Origin of the sequence: Thiothrix nivea DSM 5205 (genome assembly GCF_000260135.1) — a bacterium.
Classification (GTDB): Bacteria; Pseudomonadota; Gammaproteobacteria; order Thiotrichales; family Thiotrichaceae; genus Thiothrix; species Thiothrix nivea.
The window spans coordinates 509,081-528,867 of sequence record NZ_JH651384.1; the positions used below are offsets into that span (position 1 = coordinate 509,081).

At 56.3% G+C, this 19,787-nt stretch carries 22 protein-coding genes and 1 tRNA gene; 12 read left to right on the forward strand and 11 right to left on the reverse strand.

The window, feature by feature from the left end; genetic code table 11:
• The first annotated feature begins 10 nt into the window (after positions 1-10).
• Positions 11-1,486, forward strand: coding sequence for an FAD-binding oxidoreductase (locus THINI_RS02630; protein ID WP_002707112.1), 1,476 nt, complete (start codon positions 11-13; stop codon positions 1,484-1,486).
• Positions 1,487-1,491: 5 nt separating this feature from the next.
• On the opposite strand, the gene THINI_RS02635 is transcribed toward THINI_RS02630, so the two are convergent.
• A complete protein-coding gene (locus THINI_RS02635; RefSeq protein ID WP_002707113.1) occupies positions 1,492-2,106 on the reverse strand; it encodes a hypothetical protein in 615 nt (204 codons plus the stop codon).
• A gap of 189 nt (positions 2,107-2,295) precedes the next feature.
• Positions 2,296-3,771 carry a Do family serine endopeptidase gene (locus THINI_RS02640; RefSeq protein WP_002707114.1) on the reverse strand — a complete coding sequence of 492 codons (1,476 nt, stop codon included), beginning with the start codon at positions 3,769-3,771 and terminating at the stop codon, positions 2,296-2,298.
• Positions 3,772-3,935: 164 nt separating this feature from the next.
• On the opposite strand from THINI_RS02640, the gene THINI_RS02645 reads away from it, so the two are divergent.
• Both THINI_RS02645 and THINI_RS02650 read left to right on the forward strand, forming a co-directional pair.
• Positions 3,936-4,619: a response regulator transcription factor gene (locus THINI_RS02645; protein WP_002707115.1), complete on the forward strand. Its 684-nt coding sequence runs from the start codon at positions 3,936-3,938 to the stop codon at positions 4,617-4,619.
• Positions 4,600-5,967: a sensor histidine kinase gene (locus THINI_RS02650; RefSeq protein ID WP_002707116.1), complete on the forward strand. Its 1,368-nt coding sequence runs from the start codon at positions 4,600-4,602 to the stop codon at positions 5,965-5,967. Before THINI_RS02645 ends, THINI_RS02650 begins: the two co-directional genes overlap by 20 nt.
• Here the strand turns inward: THINI_RS02650 and THINI_RS02655 are convergent.
• Positions 5,951-6,379, reverse strand: coding sequence for a hypothetical protein (locus THINI_RS02655; protein ID WP_002707117.1), 429 nt, complete (start codon positions 6,377-6,379; stop codon positions 5,951-5,953). The two genes, THINI_RS02650 and THINI_RS02655, sit on opposite strands and share 17 nt — an antisense overlap.
• A gap of 89 nt (positions 6,380-6,468) precedes the next feature.
• Between THINI_RS02655 and THINI_RS02660 the strand changes: the two genes are divergently transcribed.
• From THINI_RS02660 to THINI_RS23075, 3 genes are all read left to right on the forward strand, one after another.
• The gene (locus tag THINI_RS02660) at positions 6,469-6,780 is read left to right on the forward strand and encodes a TraR/DksA family transcriptional regulator (RefSeq protein WP_002707118.1); all 312 of its coding nucleotides are present in this window, start codon (positions 6,469-6,471) and stop codon (positions 6,778-6,780) included.
• 20 nt (positions 6,781-6,800) lie between these two features.
• Positions 6,801-7,088, forward strand: coding sequence for a putative hemolysin (locus THINI_RS02665; RefSeq protein WP_002707119.1), 288 nt, complete (start codon positions 6,801-6,803; stop codon positions 7,086-7,088).
• 112 nt (positions 7,089-7,200) lie between these two features.
• Entirely contained in the window at positions 7,201-9,537 is a 2,337-nt protein-coding gene (locus THINI_RS23075) for a hypothetical protein (RefSeq protein WP_002707120.1), read from the forward strand.
• Here THINI_RS23075 and THINI_RS02675 read toward each other — a convergent pair.
• Together THINI_RS02675 and THINI_RS02680 are read right to left on the reverse strand one after the other, a co-directional pair.
• Positions 9,534-9,926 carry a transposase gene (locus THINI_RS02675; RefSeq protein ID WP_002707121.1) on the reverse strand — a complete coding sequence of 131 codons (393 nt, stop codon included), beginning with the start codon at positions 9,924-9,926 and terminating at the stop codon, positions 9,534-9,536. The two genes, THINI_RS23075 and THINI_RS02675, sit on opposite strands and share 4 nt — an antisense overlap.
• Before the next feature lie 187 nt (positions 9,927-10,113).
• Positions 10,114-10,201, reverse strand: a tRNA-Ser gene (locus THINI_RS02680).
• Positions 10,202-10,338: 137 nt separating this feature from the next.
• Here THINI_RS02680 and purM point away from each other — a divergent pair.
• Entirely contained in the window at positions 10,339-11,382 is a 1,044-nt protein-coding gene (gene purM / locus THINI_RS02685; RefSeq protein ID WP_002707122.1) for a phosphoribosylformylglycinamidine cyclo-ligase, read from the forward strand.
• Positions 11,372-12,037, forward strand: coding sequence for a phosphoribosylglycinamide formyltransferase (gene purN / locus THINI_RS02690; RefSeq protein ID WP_002707123.1), 666 nt, complete (start codon positions 11,372-11,374; stop codon positions 12,035-12,037). Before purM ends, purN begins: the two co-directional genes overlap by 11 nt.
• A gap of 4 nt (positions 12,038-12,041) precedes the next feature.
• On the opposite strand, the gene scpB is transcribed toward purN, so the two are convergent.
• The 5 genes from scpB to THINI_RS02715 are packed head-to-tail and all read right to left on the reverse strand — an operon-like array spanning position 12,042 to position 15,949.
• On the reverse strand, positions 12,042-12,593 hold the full coding sequence (gene scpB / locus THINI_RS02695) for an SMC-Scp complex subunit ScpB (protein WP_002707124.1): 552 nt from the start codon (positions 12,591-12,593) through the stop codon (positions 12,042-12,044).
• Position 12,594: 1 nt separating this feature from the next.
• On the reverse strand, positions 12,595-13,398 hold the full coding sequence (locus THINI_RS02700) for a segregation and condensation protein A (RefSeq protein ID WP_002707125.1): 804 nt from the start codon (positions 13,396-13,398) through the stop codon (positions 12,595-12,597).
• 2 nt (positions 13,399-13,400) lie between these two features.
• Positions 13,401-14,621 carry a tryptophan--tRNA ligase gene (locus THINI_RS02705; RefSeq protein ID WP_002707126.1) on the reverse strand — a complete coding sequence of 407 codons (1,221 nt, stop codon included), beginning with the start codon at positions 14,619-14,621 and terminating at the stop codon, positions 13,401-13,403.
• Between the two features lie 42 nt (positions 14,622-14,663).
• A complete protein-coding gene (locus THINI_RS02710) occupies positions 14,664-15,320 on the reverse strand; it encodes a site-2 protease family protein (RefSeq protein ID WP_002707127.1) in 657 nt (218 codons plus the stop codon).
• A gap of 2 nt (positions 15,321-15,322) precedes the next feature.
• On the reverse strand, positions 15,323-15,949 hold the full coding sequence (locus THINI_RS02715) for an L-threonylcarbamoyladenylate synthase (protein ID WP_002707128.1): 627 nt from the start codon (positions 15,947-15,949) through the stop codon (positions 15,323-15,325).
• 51 nt (positions 15,950-16,000) lie between these two features.
• On the opposite strand from THINI_RS02715, the gene THINI_RS02720 reads away from it, so the two are divergent.
• The 4 genes from THINI_RS02720 to ygfZ all read left to right on the forward strand — a co-directional run bounded on the left by THINI_RS02720 (position 16,001) and on the right by ygfZ (position 19,001).
• Positions 16,001-16,615, forward strand: a complete 615-nt coding sequence (locus THINI_RS02720; protein WP_002707129.1) for a septation protein A — start codon at positions 16,001-16,003, stop codon at positions 16,613-16,615.
• A gap of 32 nt (positions 16,616-16,647) precedes the next feature.
• Complete coding sequence (locus THINI_RS02725) at positions 16,648-16,947, forward strand: YciI family protein (RefSeq protein ID WP_002707130.1); 300 nt, start codon at positions 16,648-16,650, stop codon at positions 16,945-16,947.
• Between the two features lie 22 nt (positions 16,948-16,969).
• On the forward strand, positions 16,970-17,845 hold the full coding sequence (locus tag THINI_RS02730) for a peptidylprolyl isomerase (RefSeq protein WP_002707131.1): 876 nt from the start codon (positions 16,970-16,972) through the stop codon (positions 17,843-17,845).
• Positions 17,846-17,969: 124 nt separating this feature from the next.
• Entirely contained in the window at positions 17,970-19,001 is a 1,032-nt protein-coding gene (ygfZ, locus tag THINI_RS02735) for a CAF17-like 4Fe-4S cluster assembly/insertion protein YgfZ (RefSeq protein WP_002707132.1), read from the forward strand.
• Here ygfZ and THINI_RS02740 read toward each other — a convergent pair.
• Positions 18,998-19,729, reverse strand: coding sequence for a UDP-2,3-diacylglucosamine diphosphatase (locus THINI_RS02740; protein ID WP_002707133.1), 732 nt, complete (start codon positions 19,727-19,729; stop codon positions 18,998-19,000). The genes ygfZ and THINI_RS02740 overlap by 4 nt on opposite strands.
• Positions 19,730-19,787 lie beyond the last annotated feature (58 nt).

The window sequence follows — 19,787 nt, forward strand, 5'->3', positions numbered from 1 at the left end:
ACAAAACAACATGCTAAAACCAACCGATCACAGCCGCCGCAAATTCCTGCTGGAATCCCTACTACTCGCCGCTGGTCTGCCCGCTTGTCAGGCTGACAATGTTTTCACATCTGCGCCAACTGCTACTTCAACACCTGGCACGTCACCTGCAAACAGTACTGTCAACACACCTCTTTCCACCAACAATGTGCACTTCCTGCTGCGTAACGATGCCGAATACGCCAAACACCGGCAGATTTTCAACAAGCGCATCACCGCCATGCCCAAGGTGATCGCGGTTTGCAGCAATGAAAAAGGTGTACAGGAAGCCGTTGCCTACGCCAGCAAAACCAAACTGCCCATCACGGTCAAAAGCGGCGGGCATAGTTTTGAGGGCTTTTCTGTCATGGAAGGCAGCCTGATGGTGGACATGTCGGGCATGAACAAACCGATTTACAACAAGACCAGCAAACTACTAACCATCCAGCCGGGCGCAAAACTGGGTGGGGTGTATGAATACCTCAACCGGTTCGGGCGTCTGATCCCGGCGGGTTCCTGCGCAGGGGTGGGGGTAGCCGGGCTAACGCTGGGCGGCGGTTACGGTTTCTTCGCCCGCCAGTTCGGCCTGACCTGCGACAGCCTGCAACGGGTACGGATGGTGGATGGCAAGGGACAAGTGCACGATTCCAGCAACGAACCTGACCTGCTGTGGGCGTGCAAAGGCGGCGGTAACGGCAATTTCGGCATCATCACCGAGCTGGAGTTCAAGACCCACCCTGCCCCACCGTTTTTCCACAGCGCCCGTTTCAAATACCGTAACCTCAGCCCGGAGCAAGCGACCCAACTGGCGGAACGCTGGTTTGGACTGATGCCGGGTTTGCCGAAAACCGCGTATTCTTCGTGGGTGCTGAACGGTAAACACCTGACAGTACTGGTGACGGATACGGCTCCCGGCACTGCACTGAACACTATCCTCGACAAACTCAAAACTGGCGCAACCGAGGTAACGCCCCTGCGCAAGGATGCCTTCCTGCCCGGTATCCAGCGTTTCCGGGGCGGGACAGACCCAATGTATTTCAAGAACGTTTCCGCCGGTTATTACACAGGGTTCAAGGATCTGAAAGCCATGCTGCCAGCCATTTGCCAAAAAATTGCCAACGCCAAAGTGAATACTATTTTGCAGATCAACACCTTGGGCGGGGAAATCAGCAACCCGGCATTGGAGGCGACAGCGGCCTACCCGCACCGCACCCTGGCTTATCTGGGTGAACTGCAAACCTATTACGACAAACCTGCCCAGACGGCGACTGCCGAGCAAACCGTGCGTGAGATTCAGGGAATGCTTACCAAGGGCGGCATCCGGGCGCACTACCGCAATTACCCGGATGTGGAAATTCCCAACTGGGAGACAGCCTATTACGGCAAAAGCTATGCGCGGTTACAAACGCTCAAGCGCAAGTATGACCCTGACAACCTGATCCGCCACCCACAAAGCGTGCGGGCATAGGCGCGTCAGACCTTGAGGATGTCGGCAAGCTGCCAGATACAGGCATCGGCATTGCGTTGCTGGATTTCCAGCCGTAAACCGGTTTCCTGGGTAGCCAGCAATTCCTCCAGCAGGCGGATATGCCGGACGCGCAGTTTCAGCAGTTCAACACTCTGCGCCATTGGGGAAATCAGTTCCTCGGCCTGCGCGGCATTGTCGTAGATACTACGCCGCACCTGCTCTGCGTAGGAAATGATGCTGCCACAGTCGTCGTGTTGCACGGCAACCTTGCTGGTGTGCAGATCCTGACTGTTGCTGTCGTCTTCCAGCCGGGGTTCACGCTTGGCTTCAGTGGAGAGGTCACGAATTTTCTGGCGGATGTCGGCCAGCTCATGCCTGCGGGTGTTCAGGGTTTGCTTGTTGATTTCGAGCTGGGATACCAGTTCACGATAGACTGTCAGTGCAGAAGAAAGGACGATGCTGTTGGAGGAGGCTGGCTTTTCTACCGGCTGAACAGGGGCATCCTGGGCATGGGCTTCTGCTTCATCATTATCGGGATAATGACTGGACTCTTCAGTCTCGTTAACTTCCGCAGCCACTTCTTCGCTATCGGGCAAGTACATTTCGGTATCGTCTGGCATGGTGGGCTTCCTCAAAAAACGATACTGCCATATTGCAGGGGTACACAGGCGTTGTCCTCTGTCGGCATCATAAGCTTCCATAATCTTCAGATAACCGGCAGCACCCGTAAAAAAAATCCCCCGCCAGGTTGCGTATCCGCTGACGGGGGAAAGGTGCTTGGAGTGTGCCAAGAAAACTTGTTGCGCTTACTATTTAGTGACAGCGAGGAAACGCATATGTTCCTCTTGCATCACCAGCATGGCCAAGGGTTTGTCCGCGGGGGCGGCCTGTACCACCGACTTGAGTTCTTCGGGCGTCCTGATCGCCTGGTTATTGACGGAAACGATGACGTCACCTGCCGCCAACCCGGCTTTTTCCGCCGCGCTACCCGTCAGCACCTCCTGGATCAGCACGCCGTTATCCAGCTTGCGATCTTTGAGGTTGCTGGCCGACAGGGTGCTGACCGCGAGGCCGAGCATCCCGCTTTCACCTTGCGCAGCGGCCAGTTTGGGGCTGTCGCCATCCTTGTCTTCCAGCTTGGCGATGGTGACATCTAGGGACTTTTCCGACCCGGCGCGCAAGACTTTGATTGGAACCTGAGTGCCAACCGGAGTATTGCCGACCAACAACGGCAGATCCGAGGCGGATTTCACTGCGCCGCTGCCAAATCCGGTAATAATGTCACCCGCCTGGACACCGGCCTTGTCCGCCGGGCTTCCCGGCTGCACACTGGCGACCAGCGCGCCATCCGGTTGGCCGAGGTTAAAGGAACTGGCCAACGCCTGATCCATGTCCTGGATTTCCACGCCCAGCCAGCCACGGCTGACCTGGCCGCTAGTCTTGAGCTGGTCGATTACGTTTTTGACCACATTAACCGGAATGGCGAAGGAAATGCCCATGTAGCCGCCGCTGCGGCTGTAAATCTGCGAATTCACGCCCACCACGCGCCCACCGAGGTCGAACAGGGGGCCACCGGAATTGCCGGGGTTAACCGCCACGTCAGTCTGGATGAAGGGTACATATGTGCCGTCCGGCAGGCTGCGCGACAGGGCGCTAACAATGCCTTGGGTAGCGCTGTGGTCGAGGCCGAACGGTGCGCCGATGGCAACTACCCACTGCCCCACTTCCAGCCTGTCGGAATCACCCAATTGCACCACCGGCAAGTTATCAGCCTTGATTTTCAGCAGGGCAATGTCGCTGAGCTTGTCGACGCCAACAACCTCCGCTGGCAGTTCACGCCGGTCATTCAGGCCGACCTTGATGGATTTGGCATCTTCCACTACATGCGCATTGGTGATCACGTAACCGTCAGGGGAAACGATGAAACCGGAACCGCTTGCCTGGGTTTCGTGCTCTTCCATGTCCGGCAGGCCACGGAAAAACCGTTCCAGTTCCGGCGGCAAACCACCCGGCAGACCGCCTAGCCCTTTGCTGCTTTTGCCTTCCACACTGATGTTCACCACTGCTGCGCTATTTTGCTTGATCAGGGTGGTCAATTCCGGCAGGGAACCCGCTGCCACAGCAGGGGCAGGCGCGGTGACCGGAGTAGCCGCTGTGGGCGCAGGCGGGGCTGACGCTGGCGGGGCAGGCGGCACAGGCACTTCAGCCATGGCTGAAAGGCTACCTAGTACCACGACGGAAGACATCAGCAAACCTGCTACCAGAGCCAGTTTCTTTTGACGCATCGGGAATCTCCTATGAAAAAGTTCACTCATGGCTGACATTGTGCCTGCGTTAACCTTACCGGGGGGTTGCAGGGAAGTTACGGAATGTTCATGTTGCGGTTTGCTTTTCAATATTAACAATCCGTCACTTCCCAAATCCGCAGACTGCATTATGCTTGTAAAGCATGAATATCCTGATTGTTGAAGATGACCAGCAAACCGCCAGTTTCATCCAGAAAGGCTTGATAGAAAGCGGCTATGTGGTTGACCATGCCGCCGATGGCGAGACCGGGCTGAACCTGGCGCAAGGCAGCCACTACGACGCCCTGATTGTCGACCGGATGCTGCCCCGGCGTGATGGCCTTTCCATCATCCAGACCCTGCGCCTACAAGGGATGCAGACGCCGGTGCTGATCCTCAGTGCGCTCGGCGATGTGGATAGCAGGGTGGAAGGCTTGCGTGCCGGTGGCGATGACTATCTGGTGAAACCCTACGCCTTCAGTGAACTGCTGGCGCGTTTGCAAGCCCTGTTGCGCCGCGCCCAACCCGCGCAGGAACAAACCACCCTCAAAGTACGCGACCTGGAAATGGATTTGTTGAAACGCCGCGTCACCCGTAACGGTGTCAACATCCCGCTGCAACCGCGCGAATTCAACCTGCTGGAATACCTGATGCGCCATGCCGGTCAGGTCGTGACCCGCACCATGCTGCTGGAAAAAGTCTGGGATTACCATTTCGACCCGCAAACCAACGTCATCGACGTGCATGTCAGCCGCCTGCGCAGCAAGATCGACAAGGACTTCGACACACCGCTGCTACACACCATCCGTGGCGCAGGGTACTTGCTGCATGACCCGGAAGCTGTTTAACACCTCGGCTTTCCGCCTGTCGCTGGTGTACGCGCTGATCTTCAGCATCGTCGCCGCCGGGGCGCTGGGTTTCATTTACCGCATGGCCAAGGGGCAAATGCAGCAGCAGACCGACGACCGCCTGCAACTGGAAACCGACGCCCTGCTCAACCTGTACCGCAACATGGCGGTGGAAGGGCTGATCGACGCCATCCGCGTGCGCAACAGCGAAAACGGTTCCCGCTACCTCATTTCCCGGCTGGTACACCGCAGCCAGCTGGACTTGACCAAGGACATCGACTTTGAAGCCATCAGCCAGAACCCCACCCAGGTGGTGACCACCCTGCCCCTCAGCCATGTCATTGGCGAAAAAGGCCACGACGAACCCGCCCGCCTGATGCTTACCATCCTGCCCGGCGGCTACCAGTTGCTGGTCGTTACTGACCTCAAGGAACAGCATACCCTGCTCGACCGCCTGTTGCAGACCGTGCTGGCAGCTAGCGCCATCATTTTCACCCTGGCGCTGGCGGGCGGCAGTTTCATGGGTTACAACGTGCAGCGCCGTATCAACGCCGTCAGCCAGACCGCCAACGACATCATCAGCGGCGACCTGTCACGGCGGATGCCCGTCACCAGCCGCAACGATGAATTCGACAGCCTCAGCCGTGTGCTCAACACCATGCTGGCACGTACCGAGCAACTGATGCAAAGTATGCGCGAAGTCACCGACAACCTTGCCCACGACCTGCGCAACCCGCTCAACCGCCTGCGCAACCGTCTGGAAGCCACCCAATACCACCCCAATGACCAGAACGACTACCCACAACTGGTGCAGGACACCATCGTGGAAGTGGATGACCTGATCCGCACCTTCAATGCCCTGCTCAGCATTGCGCAAATCGAATCCGCCCAGCAACGCAAGGACTGGGCGGAAGTGGATTTGGGCGCACTGGCAGAAGAGCTTGCCGATTTGTATACAGCGGTGGCGGAAGAAGAAGACATCACCCTGACCTATCACGCCGAACCGGGGCTGCACATCCACGGCCACCGCCAGTTACTGGCGCAAGCCATCACCAACCTGCTGGACAATGCGGTCAAATACACACCGGCAGGCGGCCATATCAACCTCAACGCCAGCGCACTGAACGGGCACATCCTCATCAGCGTCGCCGACAACGGCCCCGGCATCCCGCCAGATAAGCACGGGCAAGTCTTCAAGCGATTCACCCGGCTGGACAACGCCCGCAGCACGCCCGGCAACGGCCTCGGCCTGAGCCTGGTGAAAGCGGTGGCTGACCTGCACGGGGCGGAAGTCCAGTTACAGGACAACCACCCCGGCCTGACAGCCAGCATCACTTTTGCCCGTTGATCTTTTGCAGCACCTCCTGGCCAATTTCCTGCGCAGTGTTGGCCGTCGCGCGGTTGACCGCCTGCACCAGATCGTTGCTGGGGATCGCCTGCCCATTGATCAGCATCTGGTTGGGGGTGTTGGCGTATTCGCCCATCGCGTTGCGGTAATCCATATCCTGGCTGCTTAGGCCATAGATGCAAACCGCTTGGGAAACCTGCCCCTGCGGCTGGTCTGCCAGCGAGAAATCCAGCGTCACCTGTAACCGCACACCCTTCTGCTCGGTCTGCTGCTCGCCGTGCCAGACCACACTTTTATCCCCGGCCAGCACTGCCGTGACCGCCTTGCAGGTCTTGATGGGTGAATCCAGATTATGCCCGCCGGAACAGCCCGTCAGGATACTTACAATCGTTACCGCGACCAGTTTGCGCATTTAGCTTCCCTCCCTTTGCGCTACATCATGCCGGAATTCCGGCAATACGCTATGATAAACTCCTGACTATAGGCGATGAGAACAGAAACATGTACGAAGAAAAGCATCAACAGCTGACAGAACTGGAGAGAGTGTTGTCCAACCGGCTGGAAGGCGTCAGCTCCGACCTCAGCAGCCAGCACAGTGCCGATTCCGCCGAACAAGTAACCGAGCGTGAAAATGAAGACGTGTTACGGAACTTGCAGGAAGAAACCCGCCTCGAACTCAAACAGGTACGCGCTGCCCTCAAGCGCATTGAATCCGGCGAATACAGCGTTTGCGCCCAATGCGGCGAAGACATCAGCCCGGCGCGTCTGGAAGCCTTGCCTTATGCTACCCTATGCATCCGTTGCGCCAGTTGAACCACTTTACGGAGACTTACATGAAATTGACCATGGGCTTCATCATGACCGCCGCCCTGTTGCTGGGAGCCTGCACCAGCACCACCAAAACGCCGATGACTAACGACCCCAACGCCGCCCGCGCCGCCAACCCCGCTTCCCAGAATTGCCTCCAGAATAACGGCAGGCTGGAAGTACGGCAGACGCCCGAAGGGGAAAAGGCCGACTGTATCCTCCCCAGCGGCAAACGCTGTGACGAGTGGGAAATGTTCCGTGGTAACTGCCCTACCCGTACCGTTAACGCCAATCTGAGCATTTTTGGCTTTTAATTGCTGAAAACAACTTTCACAAAACTATTTTCACAGCATAAAATGCCAACATACATACCTGCACAAAAAACAGCGCAGGTGGGTAACAGGATAAATCAACACAGGGGCTAATATGCAGAACGTTACACAGGGGCAATTACGTTTTCCATTCCTGATGGCAGCGATGGCTACCTTGGCCTTGCTGGCAGGTTGTGGCGGTGGTGGCAGTAGCACCGACAATGGAACCAGCAGCAATAGCGGCAACAATACCGGTAATACTTACGCCAACAGTGGCCGTATGCTGTTACTCGACCCTACCCGCAGCAATGCTGAAACCCCCATCAGCGGCTTGCAATATGACGTGGCAGGCAACACCAGCGGCGCGGATGGCAGCTTCAACACTGCTAACGGCAGCCTGTCACTGCTGTTGGGCAGTAATACCCGCCTGGCGCTGGCCGCCAAAACCACCCTGACCCAGCAAGACATGGCCTCCGCCTTGTGCAGTGGCAACGCAGACCCGACCGCTTGCGCCTATAACACCAGCAAAAACCTGGAGCAGTATTTCCTCAGTATGGATAGCGACCGGAACAGCACCAACGCTATCCAGCTTTCCCCCAATGCCTATAACCTGAACCTGCAATGGACAGTTTCGCCCGACCAGTTTGAAAGTGCGCTCGCGCAGCAACTGGCGGCCTATGGGCAAACACCTGCCGCTACCTTCAGCCCCTCACTCGGCATCAACACCGAAGCGCCGCAATCGGAGCAGGACAGCATCTCAACGCCCATCGCTTTCGCGGACATTTTCCGGGTTGCCCGCCCGTTCAAGGAGTTTTCCTGCGTAACCACCACTTACGATGAGCATGGCTGGCCCACTAGCTCACCTTCCAGCACTTGCTTGGTGCGCACCTTTCTGCTGGACAGCGCCGTCAAGGGCAGCGTCCCCGATGGGCAATACACCGTTTTGTACGAAGGCGATGGAACCCTGGAATACTCAGGCTACGTCAACAAACTCGTGAGCCGTGCCCCCGGCAGGGATGTTGTTGATGTGACCCTGCCAGCCAAACTTGACACCTCCGCCAACGCAGCCAACCGCATCGCCTTGCGGGTCGTTTCGGGTACGGTCAAAAACATCCGCATCATCATGCCCGGCGGCATTTGCGAGGGTAACCCATCAGTACGGGTGGAAGATGCCAGCGGCTGCCCGGCAGGCCAGTTCCGCAGTTTTGAGGAAGCCTTGCGCAATGACCGCAACGCCATCGTCTTTAACCCCGACTACCTGCGCTTCATGAAAAATTTCCGGGTGGTGCGGATGATGAACATGATGGGTTCCAGCCCCAGCTACCTGGCCTGCGCCAAACCAGACCCTGCCAACCCCACCAACCCCAACGCTTTTGAGAAAGATGCGTCAGGCAATGTAGTCATCGACCAGGACTGTCTGGTGAGCGATCTGACTTGGGAGCAACGCAGCAAAATGGATGATGCCGTATGGGGCGCATCTGGCCGTGTACACCGGCTGGAACGCTATGCACGCGGCACACCGATCGAAGTGCAGGTAGAACTGGCCAACCAGTTGAATGCCCACCCGTGGTTCAACATCCCACACAACGCCACCGAATACTACAACCGGCAATTTGCCTACTACGTCGCTACTCACCTCAAACCCGGCCTGAAAGCCCATATCGAGTACAGTAACGAAACCTGGAACGGCATTTTCTGGGCTTACCACTACATGCTCAAAAAGGGCGAAGACCTGGGTAGCCCTACCGATGCATGGCGTGGCGCCAATTACTACGCCAAACAGGCCAGCAAGGTTTTCCAGTGGTGGGAAGACGAATTTGGCGGCACACAACGCCTCGTCCGCCTGCTGGGGACATATCAGAACGACGCCAACCGCACCAAAAGGATGCTGGATTACAGCGACACCCGGCAGTATGTGGATGCCATTGCCATGGGAGGATATTTCTATGCCTGTTGGGATCGCGCCCTTGCCGCCTGCCAGGACACCAGCAAAGTGCCCAAGCCCCTGGTTGAAGCCACCTCACTGGATGACATTTTTGCTGCCATGGACAACCCCAATGACCCGTTCGGCCTAGAAGGGGTCAAGAGCCAGTTCGCCAAGCAGGCCGCCGTCGCCCAGGAATACGGCAAGGCGCTGTATGCCTACGAAGGCGGGCAACACCTGACCATCGCTGGGACAATCGCCACTGACCGCAGGCAGAACATGATTGATTTGCTCCACGCCGCCAACCGCGACCCACGCATGGGCGAGCGTTACCAGCAATTGTTGAGCTCATGGAAATCAGCGGGCGGCCAGACCTTCATGCTGTTCAGCGTGCCGCATACCTTCAGCCAGTACGGCAGCTTTGGCATCAAGGAAAACCTTGCCCAGCCGCGCACCAGCGCACCCAAGTTTGATGGCGCGATGAAGTTTCAGGAAAACGTGGGGCAATGTTGGTGGGGCGGGTGTTAATGAACGGAGCCAGTTGTAATACCCATTTCGCGACACGCCCAACACCGACGCCATGCGGCCAAGGGAAAATTCATCCCGGTGCTTGAACATGAACGGGTAGCGTTCTGCTTTTGGTTTGGTGCGAAGTAGGCTACCGCCTTTTTTAAGATGGCCAGCTCCTCAGCCTGTTCGGCCAGTTGGCGTTTCAGGCGGGCATTCTCGGTGGCCAGCGTGGCCTCCCGTTCACTCTGGCTGGCTTTGCGGCTGGCCGCAGCACGCCAGTTGTAGAGTTGCGATTCCTGCAAGCCCAGTTGTTTGGCTGCTGATGGCACGCGGGTTTGTGAGGCCAGTTTCAAGGCTTCTGACTTGAATTCCGGGCTATGATGTCTACGGCTTATGGTTGTCTTCATGGTTCACCTCGATTGTGAGTTTACTCACTTAACCGGGTGTCCGAAATTACTGGGTCAGATCAGGGTACAAACTTTTACCCACAATATACCCTGGCTTCTAGGGGTACTTACCGGACAAACTCAGGCATAAAAAAACCCGCTGTTACGCGGGTTTCAGGATGTTTTGGAACTTCTCAGTTCAAATATATGGCGGAGAGCGAGGGATTCGAACCCCCGGAGGGTTTCCCCTCAACGGTTTTCAAGACCGCCGCTTTCGACCACTCAGCCAGCTCTCCGAAGGCTGCATAGAGTAATCAAAACCCCAATGGATTTCCAGCACTTTTTCAACCGCGGCCCTACCTTGCGTCTGTCAGGCGGGTAGCGGCTATGCTAGAATCCGCCCTTTGATAGCTGCCCAACGAGACAGGCTTTAATGGATTCAAACAAACCCTCCCTGACCTACCGCGATGCCGGTGTGGATATTGATGCTGGCAATACTCTGGTGGAACGCATCAAGCCCCTTGCCCAGCGCACCAAACGCCCGGAAATGCTGGGTGGTCTGGGCGGTTTCGGCGCATTGATGTCGATCCCGTCCCACTACAAGCACCCGATCCTGGTTTCCGGCACCGATGGCGTCGGCACCAAACTGAAACTGGCCATTGACAGCGGCATTTATGACACCATCGGTATCGACCTGGTAGCCATGTGCGTGAATGACATCGTGGTCAGCGGTGCAGAACCGCTGTTTTTCCTCGACTACTACGCCACCGGCAAACTGGATGTGGATATAGCCGAAAAGGTCATCAGCGGCATTGCCGAAGGCTGTTTGCAGGCTGGTGCTTCACTGTCAGGCGGGGAAACCGCCGAAATGCCCGGCATGTACCATGGCAACGATTTCGATTTGGCAGGTTTCTGTGTTGGCGTGGTTGACCGCGACAACATTGTGGATAACGCCCGCGTCCATCGCAATGACGTACTGATTGGCCTGGCTTCAACCGGCCCGCATTCCAACGGCTATTCACTGATCCGCAAAATTCTGGAAGTCAGCGGCGAATCGCTGGATACCCCGTTTGGCGACAACACATTGGGGCGCGCCCTGCTCGAGCCGACCCGCATTTACGTCAAAACCGTCCTCGGCCTGTTGCGCCGTTACAGCATCCACGCCCTCGCGCACATTACCGGCGGCGGCATTACTGAAAACCTGCCGCGTGTCTTGCCCCCGCGCACCAAGGCTAAAGTTACCCGTCACAGCTGGCAACGCCCGGAAATTTTCAACTGGTTACAAACAAACGGCGGCGTATCCGAAGAGGAAATGCTGCGCACCTTCAACTGTGGTATCGGCATGATAGTCGTGGCTCCCGCAGAGCAAGCTGAAGACATTATCGCCACCTGCCGCCTGGAAAACATCAAGGCGTGGCAGATCGGCGTCATGGATATTGCCGATACCGACGTCCCGTTTGTCCAGTATGTCGATTGATGAAAAGGCGGCGCTGCCAACCCTGGTGGTGCTGATTTCTGGCAACGGCAGCAACCTGCAAGCCATTATCGAGGCCATCCGTGCGGGGCGCATTGCTGCCCGCGTTGCTGCTGTCATCAGCAACCGCGTGGACGCCTATGGCCTGCAACGCGCGGCGGATGCGGGCATCCCTACGGAAACCCTAGACCATACCGCCTTTGCAAGCCGTGAAGCTTTCGATCAGGCATTACAGGAGCGGGTCGACAGTTTCCACCCCGACCTGGTAGTACTGGCCGGTTTCATGCGCATCTTCACCCCCGGTTTCGTACAACATTTCGCTGGCCGGATGCTGAACATCCACCCATCCTTGCTCCCCCTGTACAAAGGCATCCACACCCATCGGCGGGTGCTGGAAGATGGTGGCAACGAACACGGCGTCAGCGTACATTTCGTCACCCCAGAACTGGATGGTGGCCCGGTCATCATGCAGGCCAAAGTGCCGGTGTTACCCAGTGACACAGAAGAAAGGCTGGCGCAGCGCGTGCATGTACAGGAACATGTCATCTACCCGCGCGTGGTGAAATGGTTTGTGGAAGGCAGGCTGAAACTGGAAAACGGCCAAGCACTGCTGGACGGCAAGATTTTGCACCAGCCGGTATTGCATTTGGGCAGTTGAGCCACTACCCCAACAATTCCAGTTGCAGTTTCCCTATATCCAGCTCCTTTATCGCTGCCAGACTCGGCAGGTCGTCCAGCGATTTGAGGTTGAAGTAGTCGAGGAAATGCCGGGTAGTACCCAGCATTTCCGGGCGGCCCGGCAGCTCTTTATGGCCGATCACCCGCACCCAGTCACGCTCCAGCAAGGTCTTGATAATATTGGCATTAACCGCCACGCCACGGATTTCTTCGATTTCAGCACGGGTAATCGGCTGCCGCCACGCAATCAGCGCCAGGGTTTCGAGAAAGGCGCGGGAATATTTCTGCGGCTTTTCCTCGCTGTGACGCTGCACCCACTGCTGAAATGCTGCCCTAGTTTGCAAACGGAAGCCACTGGCTGTTTCCGTCAGTTCAAAACTCTGACCTTCACACAGGGCTTGCACGTCTTTCAGGGCTACGCGGATCGCAGTGCGGGAAATTTTTTCTTCCGGCTGGAAATAGCCTTCCAGCTGCTCGGCTGACAACGGTTTGTTGGCGGTCAGCAAAATGGCTTGCAGGATAGTTTTCAGTTCCACGTCACCCCTCCACGGCGATGCCTGCGGGGCGCACGTACAGCGGCGCATACGCTTGATCGCCCTGGGTCACATCGATCAGATGCGCCTTGAGCAACTCCAGGATCGCCATCAGTGTAACCACTGCCCCACGCCGTCCCTCTTCCAGCCGGAACAGGTTTTCAAACGGCACAAACCGGTGGGTCTGCAACACCGCCAGTACATGCGTCATGCGTTCGCGGATGGACAAGTGCTCGCGCTGAATCTGGTGGTTGCTGAACATGTCGGCGCGCTTGAGCACATCCTTAAACGCCAGCAGCAACTCGTGCAGGGCAACCTGCGGCTCCGGTCGTGGCGGTTTGGGGAAATCGGCAGCGGTTTGCGCAACCCAGTGCTCACGTTCCAGGCGAGACAGTTCGTCCAGATCGGATGCGGCCTGTTTGCACTGCTCGTATTCCTGCAACTGGCGCATCAGTTGGGCGCGTGGATCTTCTTCCTCTTCCACTTCGCTGTGACGTGGCAACAGCATCCGTGACTTGATTTCCGCCAGCATCGCCGCCATCAGCAGGTACTCCGCCGCCAGGTCGAGCTTGAAATCCTTCATCAGCTCGACGTAGGCGATGTATTGCTCAGTAATATGTGCAATCGGGATATCACAAATATCGAAGTTCTGCCGCCGGATCAGGTACAACAGCAAATCCAGCGGCCCCTCAAAAGCTTCCAGAAATACTTCCAGTGCATCCGGCGGGATGTACAAATCCTCCGGCATGGTGACGACCTGCTCGCCACGCACGATGGCCAGCGGGATTTCACGCTGTATGACGGTCACGGTTATAAATGGTGAGTGAAACGCATGGCTTCCATCACGTCATCCAGCGTTTCACGCGCCACCTGGCGGGCGGCTTCCGCGCCTTCCCGCAGGATGTCGCGCACCCTGCCCCGGTTTTCCTCAAACTCAGCGGCGCGGCGCTGGATGGGGGCAAGCTCGGCCTGTACCGCGTCGATGACAGGCTGTTTGCACTCCAGGCAACCAATGCCAGCGCTACGGCAACCTTCCTGCACCCACTGTTTGGTGGCATCGTCGGAATAAATTTCATGGAACGGCCATACCGGGCAACGTGCCGGGTCACCAGGGTCAGTTCGGCGCACACGGCTGGTGTCAGTCGGCATAGTGCGGATTTTCTTTTCTACATCCTCTGGCTTTTCTCGCAACGCGATGGTGTTACTGTAGGATTTGGACATTTTCTGTCCATCCAGCCCCGGCATTTTAGAAGCCTTGGTCAACGCTGCCTGCGGTTCGGGCAGGATAATCTTGCCAGATCCTTCCAGATAGCCAAACAGGCGTTCACGGTCACCCAGCGACAGGTTTTGCTGAGATTCCAGCAAGGCACGGCCTACATCCAATGCTTCAGCGTCACCTTGCTCCTGATATTTGCGGCGCAGTTCGCGATAAAGTTTTGCCTGTTTCTTACCCATCTTGTTGGCGGCCTGCTCGGCTTTCTGTTCGAAATCCGGCTCCCGCCCGTAGATGTGGTTGAAGCGGCGCGCCACCTCGCGGGTCAGCTCGATATGCGCGACCTGATCCTCTCCCACTGGCACTCGGTCTGCCTTGTAAATGAGGATGTCCGCCGATTGCAGCAGCGGGTAGCCGAGGAAACCGTAGGTGGAGAGGTCGCGTTCCTTGAGTTTTTCCTGCTGATCCTTGTAGGTAGGAACCCGTTCCAGCCAGCCCAGCGGCGTAATCATGGAAAGCAGCAAGTGCAACTCGGCATGTTCCGGCACATGCGACTGGGTGAAAATGGTGGCGGAACTGGGGCTGATGCCTGCCGCCAGCCAATCGATGGCCATATCTTCCACATGCTGGGCAATACCGCCCGGCGTTTCGTAATGGGTGGTCAGGGCGTGCCAGTCGGCCACGAAAAAGAAGCACTCGTAATTGAGCTGCATTTCCACCCAGTTTTTCAGGACGCCATGATAATGGCCCAAATGCAACAGGCCGGTCGGGCGCATTCCGGAAACGACGCGCTGGGTTTGCGAAGGCGAAGTGTTCACAGGGATACCTTGAGTTGAATAATGTGTTGTGTCGTCAGGATTCTACAGGAAAATATGTCCCAGTATCTGCGCCAGTGTGCTTACCAAAGGCATGACAACCTGGTTCAGTACCCCAAAATATAGCAAACCCAGCACAATAAACAGACCATACGGCTCAATTACGTCGAGATAGCGTGATAATGAGGGCGGTAACAGCCCGGAAAGCACCCTGCCCCCATCCAGTGGTGGAATCGGCAGCAAATTGAACACCAGCAGCACCAGATTGATGATAATGCCATTCTGGCTCATGGCCACGAAACCGCGCGCCACGTTTTCATCCGGAATGACATTGGCGAACAAAACCAGCAGCATGATCCACATCACCGCCATCAGCAGGTTTGCCCCCGGCCCTGCGGCTGCCACCAGTATCATGTCGCGCCGGTAGTTCTTCAGGTTACGAAAATTGACCGGCACCGGTTTCGCCCAACCAAACAGGAAGGGGGAACCAACCACCAGCAGAAAGGCGGGCACAGCCACCGTGCCGATCGGATCCACATGCCTAATCGGGTTAAGGGAAAGCCGCCCCAGCATCCTGGCCGTACTGTCACCCAGTTTGTTGGCAACCCAACCATGCGCCACTTCATGCAAGGTAATGGCGAACAGAACCGGAATAGCCCAGGTCGCCAGCCCATACATAAAGGCATTTATATCAAAATCCATGCTTAGTGCTCCACCAGCCAGTCTACCCCACCCTTGCCCTCACGCAGGATCACAGGCCGGTCTTCCATTAAATCCACTACCGTTGTCGGCTCATGCCCACAGAAACCGCCATCAATGATCAAATCAACTTGATGCTCCAGTGATAAGCGGATCTGGTAAGGGTCTATCATAGGCAAATCTTCACCCGGCAGGATCAGGGTACTCGACATTAACGGCTCGTTCAGCTCCTGTAAAAGTGCCTGGGTAACAATATGGTCAGGAATCCGGATTCCAATAGTCTTGCGCTTGGGGTTTTGCAAACGGCGCGGCACTTCACGGGTTGCGGGGAGGATAAACGTATACGGCCCAGGCGTCAGCGACTTGATCAACCGGTAGTTGATGTTGTCCACCTGCGCATACAGGGAGATCTCCGACAGGTCACGGCACACCAAGGTGAAATTGTGCTTGTTGTCGACCCGGCGGATGCGCTGGATACGTTCCATCGCCGACTTGTCGCCCAGATGACAGCCAATGGCATAGCTGGAATCGGTTGGGAATACAACAACCCCGCCATCCCGGATAATATTGAGGGCCTGGCGAACCAAACGTATCTGAGGGTTGTCTGGGTGAATTTGAAAATACTGACTCATTGTTCAATTATCGTTTAGAATGTTTAACTTTAACGGATTATACCAATACGTATGAAGTTCCTGTTTGATTTTTTCCCGGTCTTGCTGTTCTTCCTGGTCTACAAATTTTTTGGCGACCTGCCAGCATCCTGGATTGAGGCAGCCAACCGGCTTCCCCTGATGTCACTGAACCAAAACGAGTCGAAAGACGCCATCCTGCTGGCGACACTGGTCATCATTCTGGCGACTATCGTACAGAATGCCCTGTATTTCATCATGCATAAGCGCTTTGAGCGGATGCATCTGATCACCTTAGGCATCCTGCTGGTGTTTGGTACACTGACCCTATTCCTGAAAGACCCGGTCTTCATCAAGTGGAAAGTCAGCATCATCAACTGGGGTTTCGCGTTGGCTTTCGTGGTCAGCCAGTATATCGGTGCACGCAAGACCCTGGCCGAACGCATGATGTCGAGCGCCATCCAGGTTCCCACCAACATCTGGCAACAGGCCAATATGATGTGGGCAGCCTTCTTCGCCTTTGTGGGCATCCTTAACCTCATCATCGCCTACAACTTTAGCGAGGAAGTGTGGGTGGATTTCAAACTGTTCGGGGTACTGGGGCTGACCTTCGCCTTCATCATTGCCCAGGTGTTCTACCTGCAAAAACACGCAGTTGAAACCAACTGAGATCGTTACAAAACATTAAGGACACTACTCCCATGTTGTATGTCATTATCGGCGAAGATGTCGAAAACAGCCTCGCGCAACGGCTAGCGGCGCGCCCGGCACATCTGGAACGGCTGCATGCGCTGCGGGATGCAGGCCGCCTGTTCGTGGCAGGCCCCAATCCGGCGATAGATGCGGCTGACCCGGGCGAGGCAGGCTTCAGCGGCAGCATTATCATGGCCGAATTCGACTCACTGGAAGAGGCGCAAAGCTGGGCTAATGCCGACCCGTATGTGGCAGCAGGCGTGTACCAGCGCGTCACCGTCAAACCTTTCAAAAAAGTATTACCTTAAAAAACAAGAGGAACACCTGAAAATGCGATTTACAACCAACAAAATTATCGCAACCGGGCTGGTTGGACTAACACTGATTGCAACTACCCTGTATGCCGATGACAAAAAAGTGGTGGCCACCGTTAATGGCGTGGAAATTACTCAAGAAACGTTGGATGCCGTATCCGGCATGGTCAGCCGCTCCACCCAGGGGGAAAAAGTCGACAGCAAGGCGCTGCTCGACGACCTGATCGTCACAGAACTCGCCCGCCAGGAAGCCAACAAGGCCGGTCTGGCCGAGCGCGATGAGGTGAAAAACAAGGTCAAGGATTTCACCGACAAACTGGTACTGAATCTCTGGACGCAGGAACAGGCCGCCTCCTTCAAACCGTCTGACGACGAGCTGAAAAAAGCCTACGAAGAGCGCACCAGCGGCGACAACAAATATGAATACAAAGCACGCCACATCCTCATGAAAACCCAGGAAGAAGCCGCCGCCGTCATCAAGGAACTGGAAAGTGGCGTCGACTTTGCCGATCTGGCGAAAAAGAAATCCACCGGCCCATCCGGCCCAACGGGTGGCGACCTCGGCTGGTTCAAGGCCGAATCCATGGTCAAGCCATTTTCCGCAGCGGTCGCCAAAATGGAACCTGGCACCATCAGCAAGGAACCGGTACAAACCCAGTTCGGCTGGCACGTCATCAAGCTGGAAGAACGCCGTGATGTCAAACCGCCTTCATTTGACGACATGAAACCGCAATTGGAACGTGAGTTTGAGCAGAAAAAAATGCTCGAATACATGGACGGCCTGCGTTCCAAAGCTGACGTAAAAGTCATGCTGCCGGAAGACAAGGCAAGCGAAGCAAAACCTGCTGAAGAACAGAAAGCTGAAGAACCCAAGGCAGAAGAAAAAAAATAAGCTTCCATCCCCTGCCGCACCCCCGTTCCCACCGCTGGAACGGGGATTTCTCGACACCAATAACAACAATCGTTATCTTTTCATCATACCCACTAACGATCCGGACACAGCCAAGGGAGTCATCATGAAACCAGAATGGAAGAATTTTCTTATTGATTACGGCGCTGAGTTTGCAGGCGACTCACTCATCTCCTTTGGCAACCCTGGCCGTGAACGGCGCATCCCACCGCAAGGCGCAATCCTGTGTGACCTGTCACACTTTGGGCTGGTCGGCGTCAGTGGCGAAGATGCCGCCAGTTTCCTGCAAGGGCAATTAACCAATGACATCCAGCAGGTAACGGATTCTCGTTCCCAGCTCAGCGCCTACTGCACCCCACAGGGACGTGTACTGGCAACTTTTTTCATCACCAAACGGCAAGGCGTCTATTACTTGAGCGTGGCGCGCGATTTGCTGGAGCCGACCCTCAAGCGCCTGCGTATGTATGTCATGCGTTCCAAAGTTGCGCTGGAAGATGCCAGCGCCAGCCTGGTGCATTTCGGTTACGCCGCGCCAGAAGGTGACAGGCGACTGGCCGATATTTTAGGCAAGGTTCCAACTGACCCGTATGACACCGTGCAACTGGGCAACCTCACCATTATGCGCCAGCCTGCGCCTATCCCGCGCTTCAAGATTCTGGGCGAGCTGGATGAAGCCAAAAAACTGTGGCAAAACCTCAACGTCAATGCCGCCTGCGTGGGGCGCAGCAGTTGGGAATACTTCAATGTCATGTCTGGCGTACCGATGGTGACACTGGCCAGCAGCGAAGCCTGGGTTCCACAAATGATAAACATGCACCTGATTGATGGCGTCAGCTTCAACAAGGGCTGTTTCCCCGGCCAGGAAATCGTTGCCCGCCTGAAATACCTAGGCAAAAGCAAGCGTCAGATGTACCGTATCGGCATCCCGCATTGCGTAAAAGCCCCAGCAGTGGGCACGGCCATCAGCAGCGGCAATGACCCCGAGGCAGGCAGCATCCTCAATGCCACCCTGAATCCGGATGGCTATGTCGAAGCACTGGCGGTGATGAAAATTGCTGAAACCCAGCACAAGCTCAGCATGGGTGAATATGCCGTGCAGGTGCTGGATTTACCCTACACACTGGAAACAGGCGGCTAGCCGAACTCCAGCGCCATGCCATGCGCATCAACCCGCAGGAAACTGCCCCGGTCTGCGTGCCAATCCCCCAGCACTGCACGTTGGGCTGGCTGCCCGGCCAGCTGAAAGTCGTGGATTGCCGGGCGGTGGGTGTGCCCGTGGATCATGCGGAATACCCCGGCTTTGTGCATGGTTTTCTCCACCACTTGCTGATTGGCATCCAGAATCATATCTATCCTCCCTGTCGTGCTGGCGCGGCTTTGCGCCCGCATCTGCTCTGCCTGACGGATACGCTCTTCCAGCGGCAAGGCAAGGAACTGCTGCATCCACTGCGGGCTACGCAGCACCTTGCGCACCTGCTGGTATTCCACATCATCCGTGCACAAAGTATCACCATGCAGCAATACAGTCGGCTCCCCGTAGAGGTCGATGACTAGCTGCTCAGGCAACAGCTGGCAACCGGTCGCGGCGGCAAACGCTTCCCCGGCCAGAAAATCACGGTTGCCATGCATGAAATACAGCCGCACTCCGCTGGCACTGACTGCCCGCAGTTGATCAATGGCTGGCTGGAACGCAGCAGTGTAAGCAGTCCCGATAGCGTCATCCCCCACCCAATACTCAAAAAAATCACCCAGGATGTATAAAGCATCCGCCCTACCCTCAATATCTGCCAAAAACGCCAGCAAGCGACAACTGATGCCGCTACTGGACACATCCAGATGCAGATCGGAAATAAACCAGCTAGTCATATAGAAATTTATCCCAAAAACAGGCTTTCCTGTCACAAATTAAAAAACAGCCCCAATT